Source organism: Paenibacillus sp. FSL F4-0243 (assembly GCF_037963295.1).
In the GTDB taxonomy this organism is placed as follows: Bacteria; Bacillota; Bacilli; order Paenibacillales; family Paenibacillaceae; genus Paenibacillus_AQ.
Genome location: NZ_CP150151.1, coordinates 6,420,960 through 6,447,576, shown reverse-complemented (window position 1 = coordinate 6,447,576; position 26,617 = coordinate 6,420,960). Strand labels below are relative to the sequence as shown.

The 26,617-nt window shown below is 44.7% G+C and carries 20 protein-coding genes; 15 read left to right on the top strand and 5 right to left on the bottom strand.

Annotated features, from left to right (window positions below; genetic code table 11):
- Positions 1-12: 12 nt before the first annotated feature.
- Positions 13-1,782 (top strand): hypothetical protein, encoded by a 1,770-nt coding sequence (locus NSS87_RS28620; protein WP_339243726.1) that lies wholly within the window; start codon positions 13-15, stop codon positions 1,780-1,782.
- Between the two features lie 56 nt (positions 1,783-1,838).
- On the opposite strand, the gene NSS87_RS28615 is transcribed toward NSS87_RS28620, so the two are convergent.
- Positions 1,839-6,458, bottom strand: coding sequence for a DUF5057 domain-containing protein (locus tag NSS87_RS28615; RefSeq protein ID WP_339243724.1), 4,620 nt, complete (start codon positions 6,456-6,458; stop codon positions 1,839-1,841).
- Between the two features lie 374 nt (positions 6,459-6,832).
- Here NSS87_RS28615 and NSS87_RS28610 point away from each other — a divergent pair, with 374 nt between their 5' ends.
- The 8 genes from NSS87_RS28610 (at position 6,833) to NSS87_RS28575 (ending at position 15,302) form a co-directional block, all read left to right on the top strand.
- Positions 6,833-8,497: an ATPase, T2SS/T4P/T4SS family gene (locus NSS87_RS28610; protein WP_149645302.1), complete on the top strand. Its 1,665-nt coding sequence runs from the start codon at positions 6,833-6,835 to the stop codon at positions 8,495-8,497.
- Positions 8,498-8,541: 44 nt separating this feature from the next.
- Positions 8,542-9,591, top strand: coding sequence for a type IV pilus twitching motility protein PilT (locus NSS87_RS28605; RefSeq protein ID WP_339243723.1), 1,050 nt, complete (start codon positions 8,542-8,544; stop codon positions 9,589-9,591).
- On the top strand, positions 9,591-10,796 hold the full coding sequence (locus NSS87_RS28600; protein WP_339243722.1) for a type II secretion system F family protein: 1,206 nt from the start codon (positions 9,591-9,593) through the stop codon (positions 10,794-10,796). The genes NSS87_RS28605 and NSS87_RS28600 overlap by 1 nt, the downstream gene beginning before the upstream one ends.
- A gap of 167 nt (positions 10,797-10,963) precedes the next feature.
- Positions 10,964-11,434: a type II secretion system protein gene (locus NSS87_RS28595; protein ID WP_339243720.1), complete on the top strand. Its 471-nt coding sequence runs from the start codon at positions 10,964-10,966 to the stop codon at positions 11,432-11,434.
- Between the two features lie 91 nt (positions 11,435-11,525).
- The gene (locus tag NSS87_RS28590) at positions 11,526-12,275 is read left to right on the top strand and encodes a prepilin peptidase (RefSeq protein ID WP_339243718.1); all 750 of its coding nucleotides are present in this window, start codon (positions 11,526-11,528) and stop codon (positions 12,273-12,275) included.
- 14 nt (positions 12,276-12,289) lie between these two features.
- Positions 12,290-13,915, top strand: a complete 1,626-nt coding sequence (pilM, locus tag NSS87_RS28585; RefSeq protein WP_339243716.1) for a pilus assembly protein PilM — start codon at positions 12,290-12,292, stop codon at positions 13,913-13,915.
- On the top strand, positions 13,899-14,504 hold the full coding sequence (gene pilO / locus NSS87_RS28580) for a type 4a pilus biogenesis protein PilO (RefSeq protein WP_339243715.1): 606 nt from the start codon (positions 13,899-13,901) through the stop codon (positions 14,502-14,504). Before pilM ends, pilO begins: the two co-directional genes overlap by 17 nt.
- 195 nt (positions 14,505-14,699) lie before the next feature.
- A complete protein-coding gene (locus NSS87_RS28575; RefSeq protein WP_339243713.1) occupies positions 14,700-15,302 on the top strand; it encodes a DL-endopeptidase inhibitor IseA family protein in 603 nt (200 codons plus the stop codon).
- A 46-nt stretch (positions 15,303-15,348) separates the two neighbouring features.
- Here the strand turns inward: NSS87_RS28575 and NSS87_RS28570 are convergent, their stop codons facing one another.
- The gene (locus NSS87_RS28570; RefSeq protein ID WP_042192323.1) at positions 15,349-15,750 is read right to left on the bottom strand and encodes a hypothetical protein; all 402 of its coding nucleotides are present in this window, start codon (positions 15,748-15,750) and stop codon (positions 15,349-15,351) included.
- Between the two features lie 150 nt (positions 15,751-15,900).
- A complete protein-coding gene (locus tag NSS87_RS28565) occupies positions 15,901-17,328 on the bottom strand; it encodes a VanW family protein (RefSeq protein ID WP_339243711.1) in 1,428 nt (475 codons plus the stop codon).
- Between the two features lie 229 nt (positions 17,329-17,557).
- Between NSS87_RS28565 and ftsE the strand changes: the two genes are divergently transcribed.
- The 5 genes from ftsE to NSS87_RS28540 all read left to right on the top strand — a co-directional run bounded on the left by ftsE (position 17,558) and on the right by NSS87_RS28540 (position 23,572).
- The gene (gene ftsE, locus NSS87_RS28560) at positions 17,558-18,244 is read left to right on the top strand and encodes a cell division ATP-binding protein FtsE (protein ID WP_042192319.1); all 687 of its coding nucleotides are present in this window, start codon (positions 17,558-17,560) and stop codon (positions 18,242-18,244) included.
- Positions 18,234-19,148: a permease-like cell division protein FtsX gene (ftsX, locus tag NSS87_RS28555; RefSeq protein ID WP_042192317.1), complete on the top strand. Its 915-nt coding sequence runs from the start codon at positions 18,234-18,236 to the stop codon at positions 19,146-19,148. Before ftsE ends, ftsX begins: the two co-directional genes overlap by 11 nt.
- Positions 19,149-19,178: 30 nt before the next feature.
- Positions 19,179-20,492 carry a peptidoglycan DD-metalloendopeptidase family protein gene (locus NSS87_RS28550; RefSeq protein ID WP_339243708.1) on the top strand — a complete coding sequence of 438 codons (1,314 nt, stop codon included), beginning with the start codon at positions 19,179-19,181 and terminating at the stop codon, positions 20,490-20,492.
- A gap of 125 nt (positions 20,493-20,617) precedes the next feature.
- Positions 20,618-22,084 carry a S41 family peptidase gene (locus NSS87_RS28545; RefSeq protein ID WP_042192313.1) on the top strand — a complete coding sequence of 489 codons (1,467 nt, stop codon included), beginning with the start codon at positions 20,618-20,620 and terminating at the stop codon, positions 22,082-22,084.
- Positions 22,085-22,261: 177 nt separating this feature from the next.
- Complete coding sequence (locus NSS87_RS28540; protein ID WP_339243706.1) at positions 22,262-23,572, top strand: PDZ domain-containing protein; 1,311 nt, start codon at positions 22,262-22,264, stop codon at positions 23,570-23,572.
- A gap of 58 nt (positions 23,573-23,630) precedes the next feature.
- On the opposite strand, the gene NSS87_RS28535 is transcribed toward NSS87_RS28540, so the two are convergent.
- A complete protein-coding gene (locus NSS87_RS28535; protein WP_339243704.1) occupies positions 23,631-24,284 on the bottom strand; it encodes a response regulator transcription factor in 654 nt (217 codons plus the stop codon).
- 57 nt (positions 24,285-24,341) lie between these two features.
- Positions 24,342-25,499, bottom strand: a complete 1,158-nt coding sequence (locus NSS87_RS28530) for a sensor histidine kinase (RefSeq protein ID WP_042192307.1) — start codon at positions 25,497-25,499, stop codon at positions 24,342-24,344.
- 166 nt (positions 25,500-25,665) lie between these two features.
- Here NSS87_RS28530 and NSS87_RS28525 point away from each other — a divergent pair, with 166 nt between their 5' ends.
- The gene (locus NSS87_RS28525; RefSeq protein ID WP_339243702.1) at positions 25,666-26,601 is read left to right on the top strand and encodes an ABC transporter ATP-binding protein; all 936 of its coding nucleotides are present in this window, start codon (positions 25,666-25,668) and stop codon (positions 26,599-26,601) included.
- The last annotated feature ends 16 nt before the right edge of the window (positions 26,602-26,617 follow it).

The following is a 26,617-nucleotide window of genomic DNA, read 5'->3' as shown; positions in this document are numbered from 1 at the left end:
GGAGTAGAAGAGATGAGAAAACCTAATGAAAGAGGGTCGGCTCTGGTACTGGTTATGTTTGTTGCTCTTCTACTTACCATACTTGGACTAGCTGTACTTGGGGCAACGGTGGGTGGTGCACAGCGAACGGAGACAAGAGAGAATGATGTACAAAGCTTACACTTAGCGCAGAAAGGCTTGGATGAAACGGCTGCATATATACAGACGAAGCTGGATGGTCGGAAGGATATTGATCCTGATCATATGGAAGATGAGATTAAAGATATTGTCTTAGAGATCAAAAACAAAATGGTTGTGGATAGTTATGATGTAAGCACAGATTTATCAGGGGCAGGTGGAACGATCAAGAGTATTGCCTATGAGAAAAAAGATGGGCAAAAATATTATATTAATATAGCTGCCGAAGCCACCGTGAATGGTGTGACAAGACAATTAAAACAACAAGTTGTTATTGATACCTATCCTGATTTTCTGAAGTATGCTTTTGGTTCGGAGGGAACTTTGACGCTAAACGGAGCACCCGCAATTCATGGGAATATTTATGCGGGTGAGAAGCTAGTTATTAGTGATATAGCTAACTATAAATATAAGGGACTAGATTGGCTGTATAAACAGACTCAATACCCGAGAGTAGAGAAAAATCGCACTAGCGCTGCATCTACGGAACCTCTGCCTGAAGTGCATGTACAGTCGCTAGAAAGGATAGAGTATTCGGGGAACGGAGTAGTAAATGCGGCAGTAAATAAAACTAATGCTTCAACCATTCTTCCGAGTATTCTGGGAATTACTAAAGACCAAGTGTTCTTCAAATCGCAGAAAAAGTTCATTCAGATTAATGTGCAGGAATCGTTCGCAGATAAAGTGGTGGAAGCGACAGGCTTGGTAGGATCAAAGGCTGAAATTATGCGGGCTATTGAAAACGGCAGCCTGGGTAACTTCTTGGAAAGATTACCGGATGCTAATCCACCTTTTATTAAACCTACATTAGAAAGCAATCCAACAAAAGAACAAACAGATGCTTACAATCTTGCAATAGCTGATTACGAGATGAAGGTAAGGGAGTATCAGAATAAACTTTTGCTTAATCGGACGGAGTCCGCAATCTATAATAGTGATTTGCTCATTGATGGAATCGAATACAAGCAATTGACGTTTAGTGATGAAGCCAAGATGGGTACCTCTTCTGGCAAACCGAAATGGCTCATTGTGAATGGTAATCTGGAGATAAACAACTATAACTCAGAGCGTTCTAACTTTCTGAATATTCAAGCTAATATTCTGGTTACAGGGAATGTTACGATTAGAGGTCAAGTGAAATTCAATTCCACTATGTTTGTGTTAGGGACAACTACAGTAGAGGATGCTGTCATTCAAGGTCTTGGTGCCAAGGAATTGGTTCTAATTTCTCAAGGGAATGTACTCATTAACCGAATTGATGCTTTTAGTAATCCGCCTGAGGCATCTAAACAGGACGAGTTTTATATGAAAGCTTTTTTTTACACGGATAGTAATGCTGATCTTTACGGAGTAGGGTCAATCTTTTGGCTGAATGGAGGCTTCTTCGCTAAAAAGGATTTAACTGTAAATGCTGCGCTTGGTGAAGTGAAGGAACCTTTAACTCCAGCGGAGGGCTTCGAGGATCAAGAATCAGAACGATATCAAATGGGTCATCGCTTTCAAATCCAATATAACAAGGATGTTTTTACGCATCAGCAGTCCAGTCTCCCGCGTGTACAGCAGGTCAATGTAACGGTTGGACCTTTGGAGCTTGTAAGTCATTAAGCTGTGCTGACAAGATAATAAGGAACCCTTAAGCGAATGCTTAAGGGTTCCTTATTTTAGTATCGATCACCACTATTAGTAGAGTCCGTTACTTTGACTATAATTGTAGCAGTTATTGCTGCTTTACCGGGAATACCAGAATCATAGGTCACTGTAATGGTGGCTGATCCCTTTTTGACACCTGTAACAGTTCCACGGGTATCCTTTTTGGCTCCATTATCGACACTGGCGATTGCAGAATTGTCACTGTCCCAATTTAAGTTATCTTTGATCTGGCCGATCGAGATGGAGGTTGGGAATGCCCATAAAATATCGGTTAGCTGAAAATGATGACCTACCTCAATAGTAATGAACTCATCCCTGAAGCTTAATCCTGTCAGATCAACGATGTTAATAGTATGTGTTGTACTAATGTTACCGGAGTAGACCTTAATTTCCACACCTGCTCTAGCGGTATTCCCAGCCTTTACCGTAACTTTAAAACCATCCGCAGAAGGCGTGAGAGTAGCCAAATTGCGATCAATATCTTGTACAAAATCCCAGGTTAGCGTTGATTCATCTGCATTGGAAGGAGTCCTAATTGTTGCTTCTAAATCAATCTGTCCCCCTACCACAACCGTCGTTGGACCCGTAATCGACAGATCAACTAGTGGGTTAGTGATTGTGATTCGCTTCGTCGCAGTGATTGAATCACGATTACTAGAAGTAACCGTAAGGCTTACTTCGTAGATTCCTGATTGTGGAACACTGAAAATCTGCTTGCTAGGATCATTCGAATACTTTGGGTCGATTGTCATTGCATTAGCAACAATGTCTCCGGTATCAACTTTAGTGACGGTCCAGGCATACTGTGAAATTGCAGATTCTTGATTGTTAAGATTTCCTTGTGAATAGACTCCACTAAAGGGAATATCCTTATTTACTCTACCTGAGTCAGCTCCATCAATTATTAATGAACGATCACTTCGTTTGTCTTTTACAGTTATAGTTGCTGTAGCTGAAGCACTGCTGTTGCCCTCAGCCCTCACAGTAATTTTAGCAGTTCCAACGGCTAAGCCCACAATATCACCGCTGCTAGGATCTACAGACACAGTAGATGCGTTATCTGTTGTCCAAGAGAATGCAGAATTACTTAAATCAGAAGGCGTAACGATTGGGATTAGACGGTGGCTCTCATCTAAATAAATTGTTTTGTCATGCAATTCCAGAGACGTAATCCAATAGTCAGCTGTAAAGGTTAAGTTCTCAAATGAAAGCGTAGTACGCGCAACAGTAGGTGGTGATGGGACTGTTGGGACTGGAACAGCTAATGGATAGATTTCCGCTGGTAAATTGCCCGCAAACGGAAAATGGAATAAAGTCGCACTTCTCATAGTCATTGATGCGCTTATGATTGTCCCATATACTTGTCCTCCATCAAAGTTTATAGCAGATCTTGGTGCTAGAATGGTTCCGTATACATTGGCTTGTGAAATCCGTATAGGTTTAGAGCCTTGGAAATTAAATATTACACGAGTTCCGTCACTTCCAAGAGGGAAACGAAGGAATGGCTTTTCTGTACCGTCATCTATAACATTAACAATTATAGTTGATCCTTGCGGTACAGTAAGGTTTGAACTCGTAAGCTTACTTAACTTTGATGCAGTGATTTTAACAATATTGATTGGTGAGTTCCCTGACACAGTGAATGTTCCTGAATTTTCATCTGCATTTGATGAAGTATTAGGAACTAGTTTAGCGATGGCATCAGAGAGTCCACGGAGATAGCTTTCTTGCTTACTGAAATTGATCAGTTCACCGTATGAGATGGTACCATTTTGAATAGAGCCATTTCTTTGATCTCTGACTGCGCCCTTAACTAGTATGTTTCCATATACCGTACCTTCTGGGAGATGAACATCTCCGCCTGAGACTACACCATAGGGTACTGCATTTTTATATTGGCTATTTACATCAATACCAGCGTTGTTAAAGTTGATTGTCTCCCCCGAAGCAATTGGTCCCATAATACTTCCTCCATTAAGTGAAGTGCCCTGAAGGGCAAAAGAGTTATATTGATTTGTAATTGCTAGTGGTGATATCGCGTGGATATCGACATAACTAAGTTTGGAATTATTTAAGATGTAGGTTTGGGTCCTGATCGGTTTAACTGTGATTTGGAACGTTATAGGTTGCTCAGGCTCTGGTTTATAGACCTTAGCTCCGTTCTCTGTTTTTAATGAATAAGTAATATTATTTAGATTATGTGTCAGTGTATACCCGCTCGTAACATTCCCTGTGACAACCATGCCGGCAGGGAGTTCTTCTTTAACGATCTCTAGGTTAGGTGGAAGCGTCTCGGCAAATACAATATCTGATATAACCTGTGTGGTAGAGCTTTGGTTGGCCGTGCTTATTTTATCAAAAGGTATTCTCTTTGGAGTAATAGAGTAGCTTATCTTGAGCGGTTCTCCTTTTTTCACGATCCCAGTTGCATGGTCCCCTGTTGCATCATTTTTGGGAAGTGATCGTGTTACGCTCAAGTTAGGTTCCACTTTTTGGACATTTACTCTGATTGTTTTGCTTGAGAGCGCACCACTTGGGTCCCAAGCTTTAATTTCGATGTCGAGTATGCCCCCTTCTGGAAGCGGGTTGTTAACCTCTCTATACATTTTTTGTCCAGATTTGATGTTTGTTCTGCTTATTTCAATATTGGAGATGTAATTGCCTCCCGATTTGAATCGGACTTCGGTTGTCAGGTCACGATCATTAAAGTCCAAGTCAGTAACGGAATAGTCTACAAGTATTGTATTTTGATAAGAAGGAATGATTGATTCATTAGTTGGCGTATGCACAGTAATCTCAGGAGCATGATTGGCACCGATAAAAGCTCGATACATAGTATTAACGAATAGCTTTTGCTCCCATTCAGGGAATTTCTTTAGATTGCTCGGGATATCCGAAACTCCAAAAAAGTGACCGGTACCTGAGTACGTTATATTACCCTTGGAGTATGTGTAATATTGATTCCAGCTATCTTCGATATCACGTTGGTATTGATTGTATTCTCCATTCGGCTTAATTTTGGTGCCTTCAGGCATGCTCTCAATGTTATACCAGGAGACTACCTCAGAGTCTTCTAGATTAAGAGTAAAGTACTGGTTATGTGTGGGTGCAATTTGTGGTTGAATGATATCGATTTGCTTGTTATTTTCATCTCTCTTACTCAGATAAAAAGGGTATTGCATCAGAAGTCCGTCATTCACTGGTTTTACCTTGGTAGATAGGTTGATAGCATTATGACCTAAGTTGGTTTCAGGATCCATTTGGTCTGTGATGCTTTTGAAATTATTGACCCAATCCTTTTTCCCAGAATCTAGATTGATTACAGTATCATGTGTGAACAGAATGCTCTGTTTGAAGGTATCAGTAAATTGTTTTATGGCGTTGATCGCATTAGTGTTTAAATTAGATTTCTTGTAGTATTCGTCAACAAAACCAAAGATGAGCATGTCGTAGGTACCGTTAAGTCCGTAGCTTTGTTTGTTTGATGAATTATATTGAGCATTTACATATTCGTTGAATTCCTTCATTGTTTTGTACTTAATATCGAGCTTGTAATCAGGCTTATCCAAAAATGACTGATCCATATTGTTAGCATATGTGAGATTGCTTTCCGTTAAAGTATCAGGCATGACTTGAAGAATATTTACGATGGTCTTCTCGCCACGGTAACGAATGACGCCGCTGTCGAAGTCTTTTAGTTGCGTATTGTGATAATCATTGACCTCTAGCTTCCAGTACAGTAATCCAGAGTACGTTTTTGGCAAAGTATATTCTATACTCCCACTGGAGGCACTAATCTCAGTTTCAGCAACGAGCTGTTTGTCTCCCATTTTGATAGATTTATCGAGGCCAATATACAGCTTGACGGACAGCGGAGCGCTTTGTTGTGGAGTGGCTGTGAGATTAAAGTTAAAAGAAAGCTTTTCTCCAGGAACATAGATATGGCTATTAGCTGTATTAGAATCGTAGTTAGGAATTCTGTTTGTAATTTGCAGACGGGGGCGTTTTTTGAAGTCGTTTATGTAAGTAGAATTTTGTTTTTTTAAGTCGGCGAAAATATTCGAAAGTCCAGTATCATCAACGAATTTAACCTTTGGGTTAGAGGAGGAAGTACGGTAACTGTTAAAAGCTTGGTACAGAATGCCTTGTTCTGGCTGTGGTCTATTGCTCTTGTCTATAAAGGGCTGGCTATGAAAAATTACATAAAGACCCTTATTGATAAACTCCTTCGTAATTTCATCCGCTTTAAGCTGAGTGATATCATTCTTTACGCTCTTGGTATCCAGTGCCCTTGCTCGATTTTCTTCTGAGGCGGGTTGCTGATTACTCACTTGTGTTGGGCTATAGGTCCCCTTCCCAATATAAATCGCATCATATCTTCCATCCAAATCATCCCGCAGCGCCACAAAGCGCTTCATACTCATGGTATCCACTGTGAAGTTAGATAATCCTGCTTTTAGAGATGTTAACTCGCTGCTTCCACTATCCGTAATTTCAAGCATCCGTATTTGGTAATCATTTGAACTAGCTTCTACATTCGTGAAGTGGTTTTTGAGTGGCAGAACAAGCAGAAGGAGAAGCAAGATCGTTACTGTAAAAAGATAGATCCGTTTGTTACTGGCAAATTTCATGGTCATCTCTCCCTGATTGTTAACTATTGGTAGATATGGTCGAATTGTATGTTGTATATGCTAGATTCCGACAGCTTTCTCAGCTGAATTTGTTGTAAAATTATCCAATCTATGTTATATACATTCTAGGACATTTAGCATTGATAGACAACATAAATCTATTGAAATATACCTATAAATTTATTACTAAAGTCCCAATTCTATTGAAAATACGCTAGTTTGACAAAATTGATGAATCCGTAATTATGGAAAAAATAATTTTCATATTTTGCAGAAATAGAACTGGTAATTCATCTTTGGTTATTTCTAGTATTATCCATTATTCAGGTCAGTGCAAAAGTATAACCAATAACGGCATACGGAGCTGAACGGACATGGCCATCGCCAAAAAGAGACTTGGAGATTTGCTGGTAGAAAATAATATTATTTCGCAGGAACAGCTGCTTGAAGCACTTGCGGAACAGCGTAAAAGCAAGCGTAAGCTTGGCGATCTGCTAATCTCTCAAGGCTATATCACGGAGCAGCAGCTGATAGAAGTGCTTGAATTCCAGCTCGGCATTCCGCATGTCAGTTTATTTAAATACCAGATTGATCCTGCGATCACGCAGATTATTCCTGAAAGTATGGCTAAGCGTTATCAAGTACTTCCCTTCTTAAAAGAAGGCGGTAAGCTGATGGTTGCGATGGCCGATCCGCTGGATTATTTTGCGATAGAAGATTTACGAATGAGTACAGGATTCCGGATCGAACCCGCTATTTCCACTAGGGATGAGCTGCAGCGGGCGATTGCACGTCATTATGGCATGCGTGATTCTATGAATCAGATGCTAGTAGAGCTTCCGACACAGGAAGAAATAGAAGAAACGGAGATTACAGACGAGGACTCTCCAATTGTTCGTTTGGTCAATCAGATGATTCAGCAGGCTGTTGCTCTGCGGGCATCTGATATACATATGGATCCAGGTGAGAATAATCTAACGATCCGCTACCGTATTGACGGAACCTTACGAACAGAGCGGATTATTCCTAAGCAGATGCAGGGCTTTATCACCGCTCGTCTGAAAATAATGGCCCGACTGAATATCGCAGAACGGCGTTTGCCACAAGACGGCCGAATCAAAATGCAGTTTGATTACAAAATGGTAGATATTCGTGTGTCCTCATTACCTACGATGCACGGAGAGAAAATTGTACTGCGGTTGCTAGACTTAAGCACAGGTGTCAAATCTGTAGATGCTCTGGGATTCAGTGAGGGGAATGCGGAAGCTTTTAAGGAAATGATCGCTCGTCCTTATGGAATTCTACTAATCACTGGACCTACAGGTAGTGGAAAAACAACGACTTTATATTCAGCGCTGAATCAACTCAATGTAGAAAGTGCAAATATTATCACGGTTGAAGATCCAGTGGAATACCAGCTTGAGGGTGTAAACCAGGTACACGTAAACTCGGCTATTGGGTTAACCTTTGCGGCGGGATTACGTTCGATTCTCCGACAAGATCCGAATATTGTAATGGTCGGTGAGATACGCGATGCAGAAACTGCTGAAATTGCGGTTCGCGCCTCATTAACGGGTCATCTAGTGTTGTCTACTTTACATACAAACGATGCGATTAGCTCCGTCTCTCGATTGCGAGATATGGGAGTAGAGCCTTATTTAATTGCCTCCTCATTAATTGGTGTGGTAGCGCAGCGGCTCGTTCGCAAAATCTGCACCGACTGCAAAGAAACCTACAAACCGTCTGAGCAGGAAGCGATTATGCTACGTAGCTTAGGGTTGCCAGCGGATGAACTACATCGTGGTCGAGGTTGCGGTAGCTGTAGCAGTTCTGGTTATCGTGGTCGAATAGCGATTCATGAGGTACTCAGCATTGACGATCATTTGCGGCAGCTTATTACAAACACTGCTTCTGTAGAGGAAATGCGTGTCGCAGGTAAGGCGCGTGGACTTGTTCAACTGATGGATGATGGCTTACTCAAAGTTAGTCAAGGGATTACAACGCTTCAAGAAGTAATGCGCGAGACGGTCTCACATTAGGGTCTATTAGGTTCTTTTCATTTTAAAAATAGGGGGAGCAGCCGATGCCAACGTATACGCGGGATATTAGACAGCTTTTGCAGACGGCTTACTCCTCCAAAGCTTCCGACTTACATATCTCTGTAGGCTCGCCTCCGGTGATACGTATGGATGGAACGCTTCACCCACTTGAGGGTGCACCAGTAACAGCTGATGAAGCTGCAGAAATGGCAGAAGCGCTGCTTGGCAGTGAACGAAACGTAGCGTTTCGGAATGCAGGTGAGGTGGATTTCTCTTATCCGCTGGGTGGCGGCGTAAGATTTCGGGTGAATGTCTATCGTCAGCGGGGTGAGACTAGTATCGCTGCCCGGGCCATTCCTGCAGAGATTCCGAGTCTAGAACAGCTGTCGATGCCTCCGATTTTGTCTACTTTGTCACTCAAACCACAAGGTTTGATTCTAGTTACAGGGCCTACGGGCAGCGGTAAATCCTCTACGTTAGCAGCTATGCTGAATTACATTAACAAGACCGAAAGCAAGCATATTGTGACACTTGAAGATCCTATAGAATTTCTGCATAGTCATGGAACCTGTCTAGTGGATCAACGTGAAGTGGGCAGCGACACAGCTAGCTTTGCGAGCGGACTACGTGCCGCGTTACGTCAGGATCCGGATGTTATTCTCGTTGGAGAGATGCGGGATCTGGAGACCATTACAGCAGCAGTTACTGCCGCGGAGACAGGTCATCTTGTGATGGCAACCTTACATACAACAGACGCACCACAGACAATTGATCGAATTATTGACGCTTTTCCGGGTCATCAGCAGGGGCAGATCCGTTCACAGCTAGCCTCAGTATTACTGGCAGTTGTTAGTCAGCGGTTGTTTGCAAGAGCAGGGGGACGTGGGCGGATATGTGCAACAGAGATCTTAGTGAATACACCTGCCGTAGCTAACCTCATTCGTACCGAAAAGACACATCAAATTAAAAATGTGATGCAAACGGGACGCTCGCAAGGCATGCATACGTTGGACATGAGTATCCGCGACTATTTATCCCAGGGTTTAATTGAACCAGCAGCAGCTAAGTCGTTTATGGCGGAGGTGAGTAGCTGATGCCTCTTTTTGAATATCAAGTAAAGACAACCGCAGGCAAGTCCATTAAAGGAAAGCTAACCGCAACAGATAAGCCTACGGCAATGGAGGAGCTACGCAAGCGGGGCCTTACGGTATTCTCGCTGATCGAACGCAAAACAACGATTCTCTCGATGGATATTTATATCGGTAATCCGGTCAAACCGCTTCATTTCATCATTTATTGCAGGCAGTTTGCCACGCTAATGCGTGCTGGGGTGTCGATTGTGGATGCAACACGTATTTTGGCCGAGCAGACTGAGAGCAAACCGCTCCGTAAAGCACTTGTGGAAGTGAATTCAAGCCTGATGCGCGGGATCTCGTTCTCACAAGCTGTTCAGGATCATAAAAAAATCTTCCCGCAGCTATTCGTCAGCATGATCCGTGCCGGAGAGGAATCCGGTGATCTTGAGGGGACGCTCGACAGACTGGCCATGTTTTTTGAGAAGCAGCATTCCACGACGGAGAAAATCAAATCTGCGCTCACTTACCCGATTACTGTCGGGGTTATGGCGATTGGAGCGGTTGTATATCTTCTCTGGGCGATAGTTCCACAGTTTGTAACGATGTTCGAATCGATGAATGCAGAGCTTCCGGCGATTACAAAGATGGTATTGGCACTTAGTAAAAGCATTCAAGGTCAATGGTATTTCTGGATACTCGGAGTTCTCCTCCTAGTGATAGTTTTTCAGATTACAAAACGAACAGAAAAGGGTGCTTACGCACTTGATTATGCCAAGCTGAAAATTCCGGTGTTCGGCAAGTTGAATCAAAAAGGCTCGATTGCTCAGTTTACGCGTACTTTTTCATCTCTATATGCCAGTTCAGTTCCGATCCTGCAATCCTTGGTGATTGTAGAAGAGGTAGCAGGAAATAAGGTCATTGGGGGATTTATCCGTAGTGCAGGAGACTCGTTGAGACAAGGAAATCCACTATCCGAACCTCTGAAAAAAGCCTGGGTTTTCCCACCGCTTGTAACACAGATGATTGCGATTGGTGAAGAGACGGGAGCACTCGATACGATGTTATCTAAGGTTGCTGATTTTTATGAGATGGACGTAGAAAATACCGTTGATCGTTTGAAGTCACTGCTTGAACCATTGTTGATTGCTTTCCTAGCAGGTGTTGTAGGTGTGATTGTGGCCGCTATTATGCTGCCGATGTTCAGTCTGTATGGCAATATGTGAACCTTGCGGTTCCTTGAAGATATTGAGAGGGGTGACGCTGGGGAGGCGGGGCAGGGTTGCAGATCCTTTGCTAGCGTTAGACATGGTAGGATCAGTACTGTAGCGGGATTCATGGAAATAAAAGATATAGGCTGTACCATCACATACCACTTAGAGGGGGAAAAAAAATGTTAGCACAAGCCATTAAGAAAAGATTGAGTAAAGAAGAAAGCCAAAAGGGGTTTACGCTGATCGAGTTATTGGCGGTTATCGTTATTTTGGGAATTATTGCGGTTATTGCTATACCTTTGATTGGAAATGTAATTTCCGGTGCAAAAAAGGATTCTGATGTGGCAACGGCTCGTCAAGTCTATGATGCTGCTAGGTTATATGTAATGGGTGAGAATAATGGGGATTTTAAGACTGCAGGATCGGTAAAAGTTGAAGATATCATAACTAAAGGTTATTTAGATAAAATTTATCTTCCTAGTACCAAAGCTGAGATTATTAAGGGAACTGTTAATTTTAGTACTACTACAGGTCAGTTGGTGGATACTACAACTTCAAATGGTGACGCTGTTACGTTAGACGTTGGAACTAATACAACACCGGATCTAAAAAAATTCCCAGCTGTCAGTGTCTTAAGCGCTAAAAAATAAGAATTATTTCTATCCATAGAATATATTTTCCATCTTGGAATCGGACTTCCCGATTCCTTTTTTAAAATCCAGAAGTTAATAGAGGACATCCATGACGATATTCATCGCAAGTTACATCACATTACTTGGCCTGACTCTAGGCTCCTTCTATAACGTAGTGGCACTGCGGGTGCCAGCTAAGGAATCCTTGGTTAATCCACCGTCACATTGCCCGAACTGCAATACGCGGCTAAAGGGGCGGGATTTGTTTCCGGTGATAAGCTACATGCTGTCAGGTGGCAAGTGTCGTTATTGCGGTACAAGGGTGTCGGCTTTATACCCGCTAGGAGAAGCGGCGACCGGTTTGCTTTTTCTATGGGTGTACTTGCAATTTGGGCTGACGGGGAAGGGGATTCTCGGATTCATTCTGGTGAGTCTGGCGGTTATTGTGACGGTTGCAGATTTGAAGTACATGCTGATTCCGAACAAGGTGTTGCTGTTCTTTTTGCCGATCCTGCTCATTCTTGTATTGCTCTTTCCAGAGGGGCCGTTATGGCATCACTTGCTGGGAGCTTTACTTGGGGGAGGGGTTCTTATCCCCTTTGTTCTGTTAGGTGGAATGGGAGCTGGAGATGTGAAGTTATTTGCGCTGCTGGGCTTGGTGATTGGATTTCCGAATGTTATTTTGACTTTTCTGATGTCTTGTCTGCTTGGGAGCGTGGTCGGAGGACTGCTAATGCTGCTCGGAATCATCAAACGCAAACAACCGGTTCCCTTTGGTCCGTGGTTAGCAATAGGTGCTTTAATTAGTTACGGATATGGTTCAGACATCATTGGCGCGTATCTCTCGCTCATCGGATAGGAGGACATCGACATATGCTTGGATTAGGCCCTAAAGTGGCCGGGCTTTCAATTGAAGCTACCGGAATCCGTTATATTAGTTTTAAGAATAAACAGTCATGGGAAGTCCGCAAAAAACGATATCTCCCGCTCCTTCCAGGCATGATCATTGAGAATCAGGTGGCGGATAGCGAGGCGCTTTATGACCGGGTCAGGCAGTGGGTGAGGAAGGAAGGGTTAAGGGGCAGCAAGGTTTCCTTGTCGATTCCACCTTCGCAGATCATTATCCGCAAAATGAGTATCCCAAGTACCAACGATAAGCAGGTTGAACAGCTCGTAAAGCTCGAAGTGGAGACGGGGCTGCATTTGCCATTTGAAAATCCTGTTTACGACTATGTAACGCTCGAAGTGGATGAGGAGCATAGTCATTTACTCGTATTTGCCGCTCCGCGGAAATCGATACAGGATTATGTAGAGATTTTGGAGCGTGCGGGTCTTCGAATAAGCAGTGTTGAAATTTCGGCTACCGCCTTGGCGCGAAGTATAGCAACTGGACATGGGGAAAGCTTTGCGGAAACGATGCTGATTAATCTAGAGCCATCCGTCATGGACGTTTATATGTTCAGAAATGGTAATCCGGTGTTCATTCGTACGATTAACTTGCTTGATTTGCACAAGGATAGAAATGTTACGGCATTGGAGTTTATGGCAGACAGTGAAGTTTTGGCAGAAACAGCAGTTGCTGTGGAAGAGCAATTATCACCGGAGCAAATGGTGGAGATTACTGCGGAAATCTCGCGGATGCTCAGCTTCTACCAATATAGCTTGCACGATGGCTCGACTCGTATCAAAAACTTAGTTATAACAGGTGTCCCTTCCATTCGTAAACAGCTAGATCTAGAGCTTCAGCAGTCGCTGGCAGAACTCGACATTACACCGATAAGCCTAGACCAGATGGGTAAAGATGCTGTATCTGATCTTGAGTTAAATGATTACCGAGTAGCGGCCGGGACAGCTCTAAAAAGCACGATCAGCGTAGACACGATTGACCTACTGCCAAGAGAAGATCGGGAGACGTTATTATTCCCCTATGTGACCATGGGTCTTGTGGCGATCTGGCTGGTGGGAACGATTGGGACGGGGATTTATTTTTCGGCTAATAAGGGTCAAATCTCTAATGGTAAAGAGGAGCTGCAAGGCTTGCAGGATCGCAGTTTAATGCTGCAGGTAGAGCTTGGGAAGCTTAAAAACAGTGGACCTGGGCAGTTAGATCGGAAGACGGCAATCGCAGAGATTCAGAACAATAAGGTGATTGCTGTTCCCATACTAGATGAATTAGTCGAAGGGTTGCCACCGGGTTCTCTGCTCCGTGACATTAACTACACCTACCTGACATCGATTGACCTGACTGTAAATGTACCTACTATGGTAGATGCCTCTAATTATTTAAGACAACTGCGTCAGATGTCCTTTACAGTGGATGCTTCTATTTCGAAGCTGAACGAAGGAACTGTGGATCAGAGTGCGGGGCCAACGAATGCAGCCACTTCCTTAAATATGTATACAGCCATTTATAAAGTAAACTTATTAGCAAATAATCAACAGACAAATGGAACGGATGCAAGCCAAGAGGAGGTGAACAGCGATGGAACAGTTCAATAAGTATCGCTCTCCAATCGTACTGGGTGTATTGATTTTGTTCTTGATGCTGTTTGCCTTTTATATGCTGGGTGTTCAACCGACAAATAAAGAAATATCTGCACAGAACGCCGAGATCAGACAGCTGGAAAAAGAAGCAGAGATTCTTCAAACTAAAATTAATGAACTAAAAAGCAGCGCTACTTCTTTAGATTCCGAACAACAGGAACTTCTGGCAGCGCTCCCGAAAGGCGATGACAGCGAAGGCTTGATTGATGATCTACGAGCGGTTGGGATGTCCTCACAGGCACGCTTAAAGGATGTCAGCTTTATTTTGGATGAGGCTAATCCGATTCAGCAAATGACAGGGTCAGCAGAAGTATTGTTCCCTACCGTCAAACAGATCAAAATGACCGCAGTCATAGAAGGTACGTATACGGGGATACGACAATGGATGGAGGAGTTGCAGAAGCTGCCGCGTATCGTGAATATTGACTCGTTTAATTTCCAACAGTCCTATGAAGAGCGATCTAAGGATAGTCCTGAAAGTATCTTGACAGCTAACGTAGCGTTCACAGCTTATTATGAGGTTGTTACTCCTTCTTCGAATTAGATCTCTAACCGTTGTAATAACACTATTTCACGACTCCACTTTTCCTGTAAATCAGGAGGGTGGATTTTTTTCGTTACTATAAAATATAAATGCGTTTTCATTCCTCTGTTTATTGGGTATTTTAGCTTGCGGGGTGCATAAGCTGGAACAGTGGCTATCGCCTGTATTTTTCAGATAAAAAAGGAGGAATTCCGAATGAACAAAAAGTGGATGATTGGTTCGTTGGCCCTTTCCATAGGCCTGATCTCAGTAAGTGGGGGAGCTATGGCAGCTTCACCGTCAGCAGGAAGTACGGCAGTCAAGAAGGTGGCTGTGTCTGCGCCTGGGAAAGAGGGCCCTGCTACCATCAATAATTTGACGGTGAAGAGCATCATACCGCTCGTAGTCCATGCAAGAGCTCTTTATTTCTATAGTAATCGAGGCGGAAACATCTTCCCGATAGAAACCTTCACCTATAAAGCGCAGGAGTACCGTTATCTTTCCAGTGACATTGGCACAAAGACGAAGCTGATGAATTACATAAAAAAAGCCTACACTCACAATGCAGCGGCATATTATGTGCAGACTCAATTTTTGGAGTATAACGGAAGAATGTCGCAGGTTAATGCAGATGTGGGCAATTTATTAATGTATGAAAAAGCCACCGCCCGCATGCTCTCTAAAACTGCGACAACTGCTGAATTTGAACTGACCGTTCCTTATCCAGATGCGCAGGAAAGCAGTGAGTCGGTGTATGTGAAGCTGAAGAAAGTGGAGGGATACTGGAGAATCGACACGTCACCGGATATTCTTTTCTGAGGAAAGAGGAAGGTGTTAGAGGAAAGATGATGGTAGGGGCTATGAATTAACTGCGCTTCAGGTCAGAGATATAAACAACACCTGCGAATTTGCCTTTACGGGTAATAATGACACAATCATTCTTCATAGGATCTGGGCGGCTCATAGCATTAGCTAATACAGCTTCAAGTGGAGTGGAGATATCATAGATAAGTGGAGTTTTGTTCATAAGCTTCATGGCAGGTTCTCTGTAGAACAGATCTACCCCTGATCTTCCTGTGGCTTTTAAAAAGAATCGTTCGCTCATTAACAATCCAAGCGGCTCATTCGTGGCGTTACAGACGACGATACATTTAGATTCTGGATGCTGGAACATTACGCGAAGGGCTTCTCTGCAAGTACGTGAGGCAAAAATAGCAGGTGCACTGCGGACAATATTAGAGAGATCATTTACAAGAGCTGTTGACATGGTATTCATCCTTTCTGATTATAGGTCTATTTCTAATGTACCCCCGAATCGTAAATTTTAAAGGCGAGAAAGGTCATCTACAGGTAAAATAGATGCACAAGCAAAAACGGTCAGAACCTCACGAGGTTCTGACCGTTTTTTGTAGGTAATCTATTCACTTCGAACGCCATCCTCTACCAACTGCTTTCTAGGTGCTTCTGGAATAACAGATTTGCTTACGCCTCCACGATTGATGGCGATTAATCGTTTTTGTGCGTAATACACGTCACGGGATAATTTCTTTACCTCAGTGGATTTACCGTCAACAATTCGGGTGCTGTAAGTCTCAACAACATATCCGGTCTTCCCATTTTGTATAATGCGTGAGCCTCCACGGGGGAGGGAAGGGTCGTTTACGTACTTGTCGACTGGAGGCAGCACCTCTACGATTTGTGAGTGGACCTTATATGTAACATTTTTCGGAAAAGTACCGAAGAGCTTGATCGTTAGTGATCGACCTTGCACAGCCGCTTTAATGACTAGATATTTGCCAGTCGTATTGCGAAAACGGAAGTTGATATAGCCTTCAGCAAAGGTGGCATCCTGGCCTTTGGGTAGATAGTTGACCGGCAAGGAGTGATTGCGGCGCTCCACAATCTCCAGTCCGGTGCGCAAAGCGGCATTGTACAGCGTACTGGAAACTTGGCAGATTCCGCCGCCGACGCCGGCTTGTAGCTTACCGTTCACAATGACTGGCGCTTCGCGGAAGCCGTAATCTATTTTTGCTTTTTCAATAGCTTTGCCATAGTCAAAAACGGCTCCAGGTGGGAGCACGGTTCCGTTCACAGCTTTGGCTGCTGATTCGACGTTGTAGATTCGTCCAGGTCCACTTGCTCCGAGAGAGGTGCTGAATTGCATGATTTTTCGCTCAATGCCTTGCTCCTTTAGAGCGTTTAGAGTGATGTCCGGTTGTAATATGGTTAATGGAACTTCCAAAGTAATCCCCTTCTCTTGCAGCGAGAGTAGACGACTAAAACGGGTGGGGGCAGCGGCCCATAGTGAGGTCACCATTCCTGTCCAGTCCACCTCAAGGGAAGTCTTCTCAGGCGTATATACTACACGATCATCCCCGGTAATTCGCCGCGTAGCATCTACTGGATCTCCGAAGGATTCTCTCTCCCAAGCGGGACTTAGGATGGTCTGTAATTGAGCAATATCCAGATGGGCTTCAAGACTCCAATTCTGGGGGAAGCTGTAGCGGGATTTTACACGATCCCATAGCCGCCCTTCCGTAAGATCTTGTAGACCTTGCTCAAAAGCAGTGGCTTCATAGGCCATTCCAGCTTGTTTAAGCTTGAGGGTAAGCTCAGAATTCCCTTCGACCTGCAACACAAGGGGGATAGATTCAAGGGCCTGTAGCTTTTTCTCTAGTTCGGAACGTACCTCTGAGATATTCAGCCCGCCCACCTCCCATCCGGCAAGGGTTGTACCTTTTGGAAGCGTGTTTTTATGGCCATATAGTTGAAGTCCCCCATAGATTAATGAGCCGATAAGAATGAGTGCAATGACTATTATGAGGGTAAGATGGATTTTTTTCATGAATAATCTCCTTCCTGGATGGCTTCTGCAAGCGGCACATTAGGTGCTTTTTATATGTATATGTACAGACATTACAAAACTTTCGAATAGTGGGGCAGTTACGGGGTACTCAATCGGTTACAGATTTGTTACAATAGATACATTGCGGAAATATTGAAGTTTATGGAAACTTAAGCTGTACCCTGTCGATTCACACAAGTGGAAAATGTCATAATTGGGAAGTGAGAAAATGATTGAAATGCAAGATGTATGGAAGACGTACCCTAACGGAACTCACGCACTGCAAGGAGTTTCAGTAAAAATTGACCGCAATGAATTTGTGTATGTTGTCGGTCCATCCGGCGCGGGTAAATCTACTTTTATGAAATTGATTTATAGAGAAGAAGTGCCAACTAAAGGTCAAATTTCTGTGGGAGGCTTTAACATAGGGAAGCTTAAACAACGTAAAATCCCATATGTGCGTCGTAATATCGGCGTTGTGTTTCAAGACTTTCGGTTATTACCAAGGATGACAGCGTATGAGAATATTGCTTTTGCCATGGAAGTTATTGAAGCCCCGAAGAAGGTCATCAAGAAACGTGTGAATGAAGTTCTCGATCTGGTTGGACTCAAAAATAAAGCAAATCGTGAGCCCTCACAGCTCTCAGGTGGAGAACAGCAGCGTATTGCAATTGCTCGGGCTATCGTTAATAACCCATCTGTTATTATTGCGGACGAGCCTACAGGTAACTTGGACCCTGAGACTTCATGGGGCATTATGCAGCTGCTGGATGAAATTAATTTTCGTGGAACAACAATTGTAATGGCTACCCATAATAGAGATATCGTGAATAAAATGCGCAAGCGGGTGCTTGCGATAGAGAACGGAAACATTGTGAGAGACCAAGCGAGAGGGGAATATGGCTATGAGTTTTAAGACCTTCTTGCGACACTTGCGGGAAGGCTTCAAAAGCGTATTCCGTAATGGCTGGATGTCGATTGCTTCGATCACTTCCATCGTCGTCTCTCTTTTTGTTCTAGGTGTATTTATTCTTCTTGTTCTTAATGTGAATGCTGTAGCGGATGAGGCAGACAGCCAGGTACAGATTAATGTGCATTTGGCACTAAATGTAGATCAGAAGTTGCGTGAGACTTTGCAGACTGAAATTGGCAATATGCCGGAGGTCAGCAAGATTACGTTCATCTCCAAGGATCAAGGACTTAAAGATCTCCGTGCAGATATGGGTGAGGACGCGGCTGAGCTTCTGGAAGGGTTCGATGAAGACAATAACCCTCTCCCAGATACGCTTAAGGTAGAAGTTGTCGAACCTACTACAGTATCATTTGTGGCTGAGAAGATTGAAGCACTCAACAAGACACATACTGATCAGCCCATTTACAAAGTAAAATATGGCAAGGGCTCGATAGAAACCTTGTTCAAAATAACACGCGCTGTAAGAAACATTGGTTTTATTTTTGTAGCAGGTCTGGGGCTCATGTCTATGTTCCTCATCTCTAATACGATTCGGGTTACGATACTTGCTCGTCGTAAGGAGATTGGCATTATGAAGCTCGTAGGCGCGACAAATTATTTTATTCGCTGGCCTTTCTTTATAGAAGGGGCATTGATCGGTCTGATCGGATCGCTCATTACCTCCGTTGTCTTGTATTTGGGTTACAGCACTTTGGAATCAACCGTACAGGGAGATCCTATGCTCCAATTGCAGCTAATTCCGTTCGATAATATTTGGATGCTGGTCGTCGGTGTACTAGTTGGACTAGGCGTGCTGATCGGCGTCTGGGGAAGTACGGTTTCTATTCGTAGGTTCTTGAAAGTTTAATATTAAAAAGTGAAGGATGGGGAGTGCAAGTTGAAGAAGATTGCTGCCGGACTAGCCGTAATGTTACTAGCTGTCACTATATTCCAGCCCTCTGATGGATATGCCAAAAAAACAAGTGTTGCCGAAATCGATAAGCAGCTAAAGCAGCTGCAAAAAGAGGTGCAGGAAGCTAAGGCGCAGCAGGAGAAAGCGGCGTCCCAAACGCAGGAAGCACAGCATTATAAGAATAAGACGAATCTCAATCTGCAGTATGTCTTACAGCAAGTGGATCAAGTTAAGGGCAAAATGACCGAAATCTCTACCCAAATTTCCGATACAGAACAATCTCTGAATGTTACGGCAACGGAATTGGATAAAGCAGAAGCACGAGTCGCCTCTAGAGAGGAAGTCTTAGGATCCCGTGTTCGATTAATGTATACCGATGGAGCGGTTTCTTACTTGGATGTTTTGCTCTCCTCGACAAGCTTTGCTGATTTTCTGGATCGCGCGGATTCACTTAAGATGATTGTGGATCAGGATCAGGAGCTGTTAGTTCAACATAAGCTGGACAAGCAGACGGTGATAGAGAAGAAACAAGAGCTTGAAGGGCAATATGCCCAAGCCAAGCAGCTGTATACTTCTTTGGAACAACAGAGAAGTTTGCTGAAGGAGAAAGAAGCTGAGAAACAGGAGCTTATCGCATTCTATGATAAGCAAATTCAAGAAAGTGATGATTTAAGTGAAGAGCAGAATGAAAAGCTAGTCAAACTGGCAAGCGAACGCTCTGCGCTGGAAACGCAAAAGGATAAGATTAAGGCGGAGGAAGCCGCTCGCAGAGCAGCAGCGGCTAAGGCGGAAGCGGCTCGTAGAGCTGCGGCGGCTGCCAAGAAGGCTGCAGCTGCAGCTGCAGCTAGTAAGGGAAGCAGTAGTTCTAGCTCCAGTTCTAGTGATACGGGATATTCAGGTGGAGATGGACCGTTTCTACTTCCTGTAGGATCCGCAAGAATCTCATCCCCTTATGGACCACGGACACATCCAATCACGGGTGAGAAGGGGAAAGTACACACCGGCGTCGATTTTGCGGTTCCACAAGGAACCAATATTCATGCGGCGGATTCCGGAACGGTTATCTTGGCTGAATGGTGGAGCGGCTATGGATATTGTGTAATTATTGATCATGGAGGCGGAGTTTGGACGCTCTACGGACATATACGTAAAGGCGGTCTTAGAGTTAGTGCCGGGGATAAAGTCAATCGCGGAGATGTGGTTGCTGAATCAGGTTCCACAGGTAATTCAACGGGTCCCCACCTTCACTTCGAAGTACGGATTGACGGTAAGATTGTAAATCCTATGCCTTATCTCTAATTTTTAACGAACTTATAACTCATATTATTTGATTGTACGGCATATACTGGAAGAGATACCGTACCTTTCAGGACGGACTTAGGATGTTGGTTACAAGATGGACAAGAAGGGACGGTGGGAACATCATGTTAAAAAAAAGCACCGCGGCGTTTATGATTATCGCCGCCCTGCTATGCGGTAGTTTAGTAACCTTGGGCGTGACGGGTTATACTCATGTCTTTGGACAAGCTGCAGGACAAGGATTAGCCTCTGCGTTGCAGGTTGCAGGTCTACAGCAGAAGGAATCCCAGAAGCTTGGGACTGCGCTCAGTTTGATTGAGAGCAATTACTACGAGACGGTAGATCGGGAGAAGCTGATAGATGGTGCTGTCAACGGTATGATGGAAGCGCTAGGCGATCCCTATTCCAACTATATGGGTAAAGAAACTGCTGAGAAATTTGAAGAGAGCATTGAGGGTTCCTTTTCAGGTATCGGTGCAGAAGTCTCTTCGGATAACGGTAAAGTAGTCGTGGTCTCCCCAATCAAGGGTTCACCTGCTGAAAAAGCAGGAATTCAGGCTAAAGATGTCATTTTGTCCGTTAACGGAGAATCGCTAGAAGGCATGGATCTAAATGCTGCTGTTGCGAAGATACGCGGACCTAAAGGCAGTAAGGCTACTTTGAAAATACAACGTTCCGGCTCTGTAGAGCCTCTAGAGTTCGCTCTTACTCGGGATGATGTGAAGCTTGAGACGGTATACTCAACTATGGAAAAAGACGGTGTAGGGGTAATCGAGGTCACTCAGTTCTCCCTAAATACTGCAGAACGATTCAAGGAAGAGCTTGGAAAGCTAGAGAAGCAAGGCATGAAGGGATTGGTCATTGATGTCCGTAATGATCCAGGCGGTGTCCTCCCGATTGTTATTGAGATGGCTGAAGAGTTCATTCCAGCTGGTAAAAACATAGTTCAAATAGAATACAAAGATAAAAAACGCGAAGTTAGCACCTCCAAGGGATCTAGCAAGGCTTATCCAGTGGTAGTGCTAATGAATAAAGGTAGCGCGAGCGCCTCGGAAATATTGGCGGGTGCCTTGCAGCAGTCAGCGGGAGCCAAGCTAATAGGTGATAATTCATTTGGTAAAGGCACGGTGCAGACAAGCTTTGACAAACAGCTTGGAGATGGCAGCTTGCTGAAGGTTACCATTGCTAAATGGCTTACACCGGACGGCACATGGATCCACGGCAAGGGAATTAAACCGGATATCGCGGTAGCGCAGCCGGATTACTTCTCAGTGGCTCCGATTAACAAGAGCGTGACGCTGCAATATAACATGAACAACGGTGATGTAAAGAGTGCACAGACTATGCTGGATGGCTTAGGCTACAAGCCTGGTCGCAAAGATGGCTATTTCGATACTGGCACTAAGAATGCAGTGAAGAAATTCCAGAGTGAAGCGAAACTTCAAGTCACAGGCATGATTGATGCCAAGACTGCGGAGGCGCTGGAGGTGGCACTGATCAAAGTGATCCAGGACCCTGCCAACGACAACCAACGGAATAGAGGGATTGCTGAGATTCAGAAGGAAATTAAGGCGGCAGCGTCGAAAAAGTAAGAAGGCTGAATTCAGCCTTCTTTTTTTCTGTTAAGATTAGAAAAGGTAAACACTTAGGGCAGAAGGGTACAGTTCAATGCGCAGCAGAATCTTTTGTCGTCTCTAAAGGACGCCGAAGACGTCTCTGCTTGTTATAAACTTATCATTAACCGGAAGAAAAGGAGTGTGACGAACAGTTTGAATGTGATTCAGGAATGGTTAGGAAGCTTGGGCACTGCGTTCTTACACTTATTGATCCAGCCATATTACTATATTGCTATTATATTTATTGCGTTGTATTACCGTCGGCAGGTGGCATTAGAACGTAAGCTAATTCATGTGAAGTTACATAGCTGGGGTCAAGAAACGTGGCGAACGGTGTGGAGCGGGCTGGTGATGGGACTAGTAGTTTCTATTGCAGCCATATTGTTAGGGGTATCCTTATCAGGTACAGCTGTGGCCTGCATTTGGGTAGTTAGTATTCTGTTGTCGCTATTGCGAGTGCGGTATTTGTGCTTCGCTTATTCTATAGGTCTGCTAGGTGTGATTCAATTTATACTGTCTTTCTTTCCGGATGCCTTACATGGCGGAACGGTCGGGAATATTACAACAGCCATACGGGAGATGGATATTCCCGCTTTGCTAGTTCTAGCTGCGCTATTGCACATGGCAGAGGCGCTGCTGGCCCGCTGGCAAGGGGCGAAGCTTGCGACGCCCCTTTTCTTGAAGGGCAAGCGCGGCATGGTTGTCGGCGGCTATCAGCTGCAGGCTTTCTGGCCGCTGCCGCTGTTCCTGCTGATCCCTTCGGGCGCAGGAACGGAGCTGCCATGGCAGCCGCTGCTGGGCGGCGGGCTTGGCATTGTCTCTTTGCCCGTCATCATCGGCTTCAGCGAGATGACGCAGGGCATGCTGCCCGGGCGCAAGGCGGCCCGCACTTCAGGACGGCTGCTGATGTACAGCATCGTCCTGCTCGGCTTAAGCCTGCTTGCCGCTTGGTGGAGCCCGCTGACCCTGCTCGCGGCGCTCGCAGCGATGGCGCTGCACGAAGGGTTAAGCTGGTACAGCGCTCTGGAAGAGCGCAGCATCAGCCCCATCTTCGTGCATCCACCGCGCGGCCGCAAGGTGCTGGCCGTGCTGCCGGGCAGTCCCGGGCAGGAGCTGGGCATCCTGCCCGGCGAGATTTTACTGAAGGTCAACGGGGTCCTGTTGACCGATGCCGCGCAGCTACATGAGGCGCTGCGCATGAATCCAGCGTTCTGCAAGCTGGAGGTGCAGAACCGTGAAGGGGAGAGCAAATACCTTCAGAGCCCGATCTACGACGGGGACCATCATCAGCTCGGCATCATTCTGGTACCGGAGACAGATGGAGCGGTTACTGCGGAGGCGAAGCCATCCAGCATCTTTAGCATCATCGCAATGAAGACAGGTACTCGCAGCCGGCATCTTCCGAACGGCCGACTCAAACGGAACAAAGCTACTGAAGCCAAGAAGGAATCAGCGGAAGGATAACTAAAGTTAAGCCCGGACTCTGGAAATGGAGTCCGGGCTTTTTTAGTGAAACAGGAAGTTATCCCCGTCCACCCTTCAAATAGAAAATAGCGATTTGCGTACGATCTCGCAGCTCTAATTTACTTAGAATATCCGTTATGTAATTTTTGACCGTACCCTCGCTAAGAAATAGCTGTCCGGCGATTTCTTTGTTGGTATGCCCCTCAGCGATAGAAGCGACAACGGCCAATTCCATTTTGGTCAGTCCGAAAGATTCCAGTGGCTGTACCTGTGGAGATTCAGGACGGGCCGCGGGCTGTAGAAAGGTGGTTAGTTTACGCGCGATATCAGGGTGGATTAGCATGTTGCCTTCATTAACTGTTTTGACACCTTGTATGATACGGTCAGGCGGTATGTTTTTGAGCAAATATCCACTGGCTCCGTTCCGCAGCGCCTCAATGATATACTCATCGTCATCGAAGGTAGTTAGCATCAGTATCGAAACCTGAGGAAAAGCCTGCTTAATTTTTTCTGTCCCTTCAACACCACCGCAGCCTGTCATCCGAATATCCATCAGAATCACATCCGCCATATTTCCCGCTTGGAGCAAATTCAAGGCCTCATTTCCGTCACTGGCAGCTCCGATCACTTCAATATCGGGGTCCATCCCTATCAGTACTTGCAGACTTTGACGAATAAAAGGATCGTCATCTACAATCATCACCTTAATCATTAGCGTGGCTCCTTCTTCATAATATAGATTTCTTTTTTGCTTCAAGTCCTACGTTGCCTATACAATCTCTCCCTGCTTATAAATGGGCAACCGCGTAACAATGGTGAATTGAGGCTCCTGCCGCCATTCCAAGGTTCCGCCGATCAGATGTGTTCGTTCGAACATTCCTTTCATCCCGACCCCTCCACTTTCCGGCAGTTTGGTTAGTTTATTGCCTTCGGGAAGCGTCCCGTTGTTGCTGACCTCCATCGTAACTCCAGTATCACTAAAGTCGACTTTAATCGAAATCGCAGTTGCATTTCCGTGACGTAGGGCATTGGTTATGGCTTCTCGGGCGTTCTTATACAAGATCACCTGAATACTAGGATATAGCGGGTAAGGTATCCCATGCACTTGGTATGAGGTCTCAATTCCCGTATCGCGGCCGATCTCTTCTAGCAGACGGTCTAACGCATAAGCTCCCTCTAATTGTGGCGTATAGTTGATACGCTTCACTGCAGAGCGCATATCGTCCATGCTGGCTGACAATTGATCTCGAATGAGCTCCATCATCTGCATTCCGCTTTCAGGGGAGGTGGGTAAGGTGAGTAGCGCGGCTTCCATCATCATTTTAATGCGGATGAGGCGGTGGCCGATATCATCATGGAGCTGGCGGGAGATGCGAACCCGTTCTTTGGACTGGGCTGCATCTTCTATTTGGGCGTTAAACTCCAGCAGTCGGTTGCGGGCTTCATCCAGCTCGAAATGCTTTTTTCGCAGCTCATCGTAAAGATTGAGGGTGTTCTCACGGCCCCGACCCGCCCTCTGTAACAATTCGTTGAGATAGGCGATGAGCAGAAAAGTAATATTGATGAATGTGATTATAAGCTTTGGAGAATCCCAGAGCGCTATGTTCAAGGTAATCAGATGCACAACCGTAAACACGAGAGGTACTGCTTGGGGCTGAAGTCTAGAATAATAAAGTAATGCTGAAATGGCCGGGAAAATCATTATGCTGCCGTACTGGTAACATAACCAGGCAGTGAACAGTATTTCCACAATGCTTATTAAGGCATGAAAGGAACGGGGTAGCTTTGGCACCATGACCACAAGGAATAGAAGCATCAGAATATGCAGCGTGAAGATTCCATAGTCGGCATATGGGTAGATGTAAATGCTAATACAAGCAGGAATTATGATGAGTAGGTATCGCAATAGGGTCAGTTCTCTAGTCACACCTAAGACATCCTTTATAGAGTTTCTTCTAATCTTAGCATATTCGCCTACTTCTTCAGGAGATGACTTAAGTCACCTTCAAAAGATGACTTTTCGTACCTCCGTGGTCAATCCCTTTAAGCTAAAATTGTAAATATAGAAGCGCAAAGACAGGAGCGATGAAAAGATGGCAATCGCCGTATTGACCGATGTGGTGAAACGATATGAAGGTAAATTAACAGTAGATCATGTGAACATGACGATAGAAGAAGGAGAAATCTTTGGCTTGCTAGGCCCGAACGGAGCGGGTAAAAGTACAACGATCAGTATGATCTGCGGCTTGCTTAAGATTGACGGGGGAGACATTGTTATCGACGGTCTGCCCGTGTCCTCGAAATCACTTGAGGTGAAGAAAAGAATTGGTTTGGTTCCACAGGAATTAGCCTTATACGACACGATGACAGCGGCGGATAACGTTACCTTTTTCGGAAGATTGTATGGTTTGCGTGGCAAGCTCTTGAAGGAACGGGTAGATGAGGCTCTTGCGTTCACAGGCCTTAGCGATCGTGCAAAAGAGAAACCCTCAACCTTTTCCGGAGGGATGAAAAGACGTCTGAATATTGCCTGTGCTATTATGCATCGTCCCAAGCTGATTATTATGGATGAACCTACGGTGGGGATTGATCCGCAATCTCGTAATCATATTCTTGAATCGGTTAAGGAGCTCAATCGACTCGGTTCAACGATTATTTATACCAGTCACTATATGGAGGAGGTTGCGGCCATTTGCGATCGAGTAGCCATTATGGATAAAGGGCATATCATTGCTTGCGGCACGGAAAAAGAACTGCGAGAACGCGTTGCCAAGGAAGAAAAAATCGTCATTAAAGCTGCTAATATCACATCGGAGCTTGTTCAGGAGCTGACGCTTCACCCTAGAATTAGACGCGTAGAAGCAAAGGATGAAGTAGTCGAGCTATATCTGCCTTCTTCACAAGGGGAGCTACAGGACATCCTTTTTATTTTTGCCAAGCATAAGGGGATTATCGGCTCGCTAAATATTGAAGAACCTGATCTGGAGACGTTGTTTCTAAACTTGACCGGAAGGACCTTAAGAGATTAAAGGGGGGATTATTCTG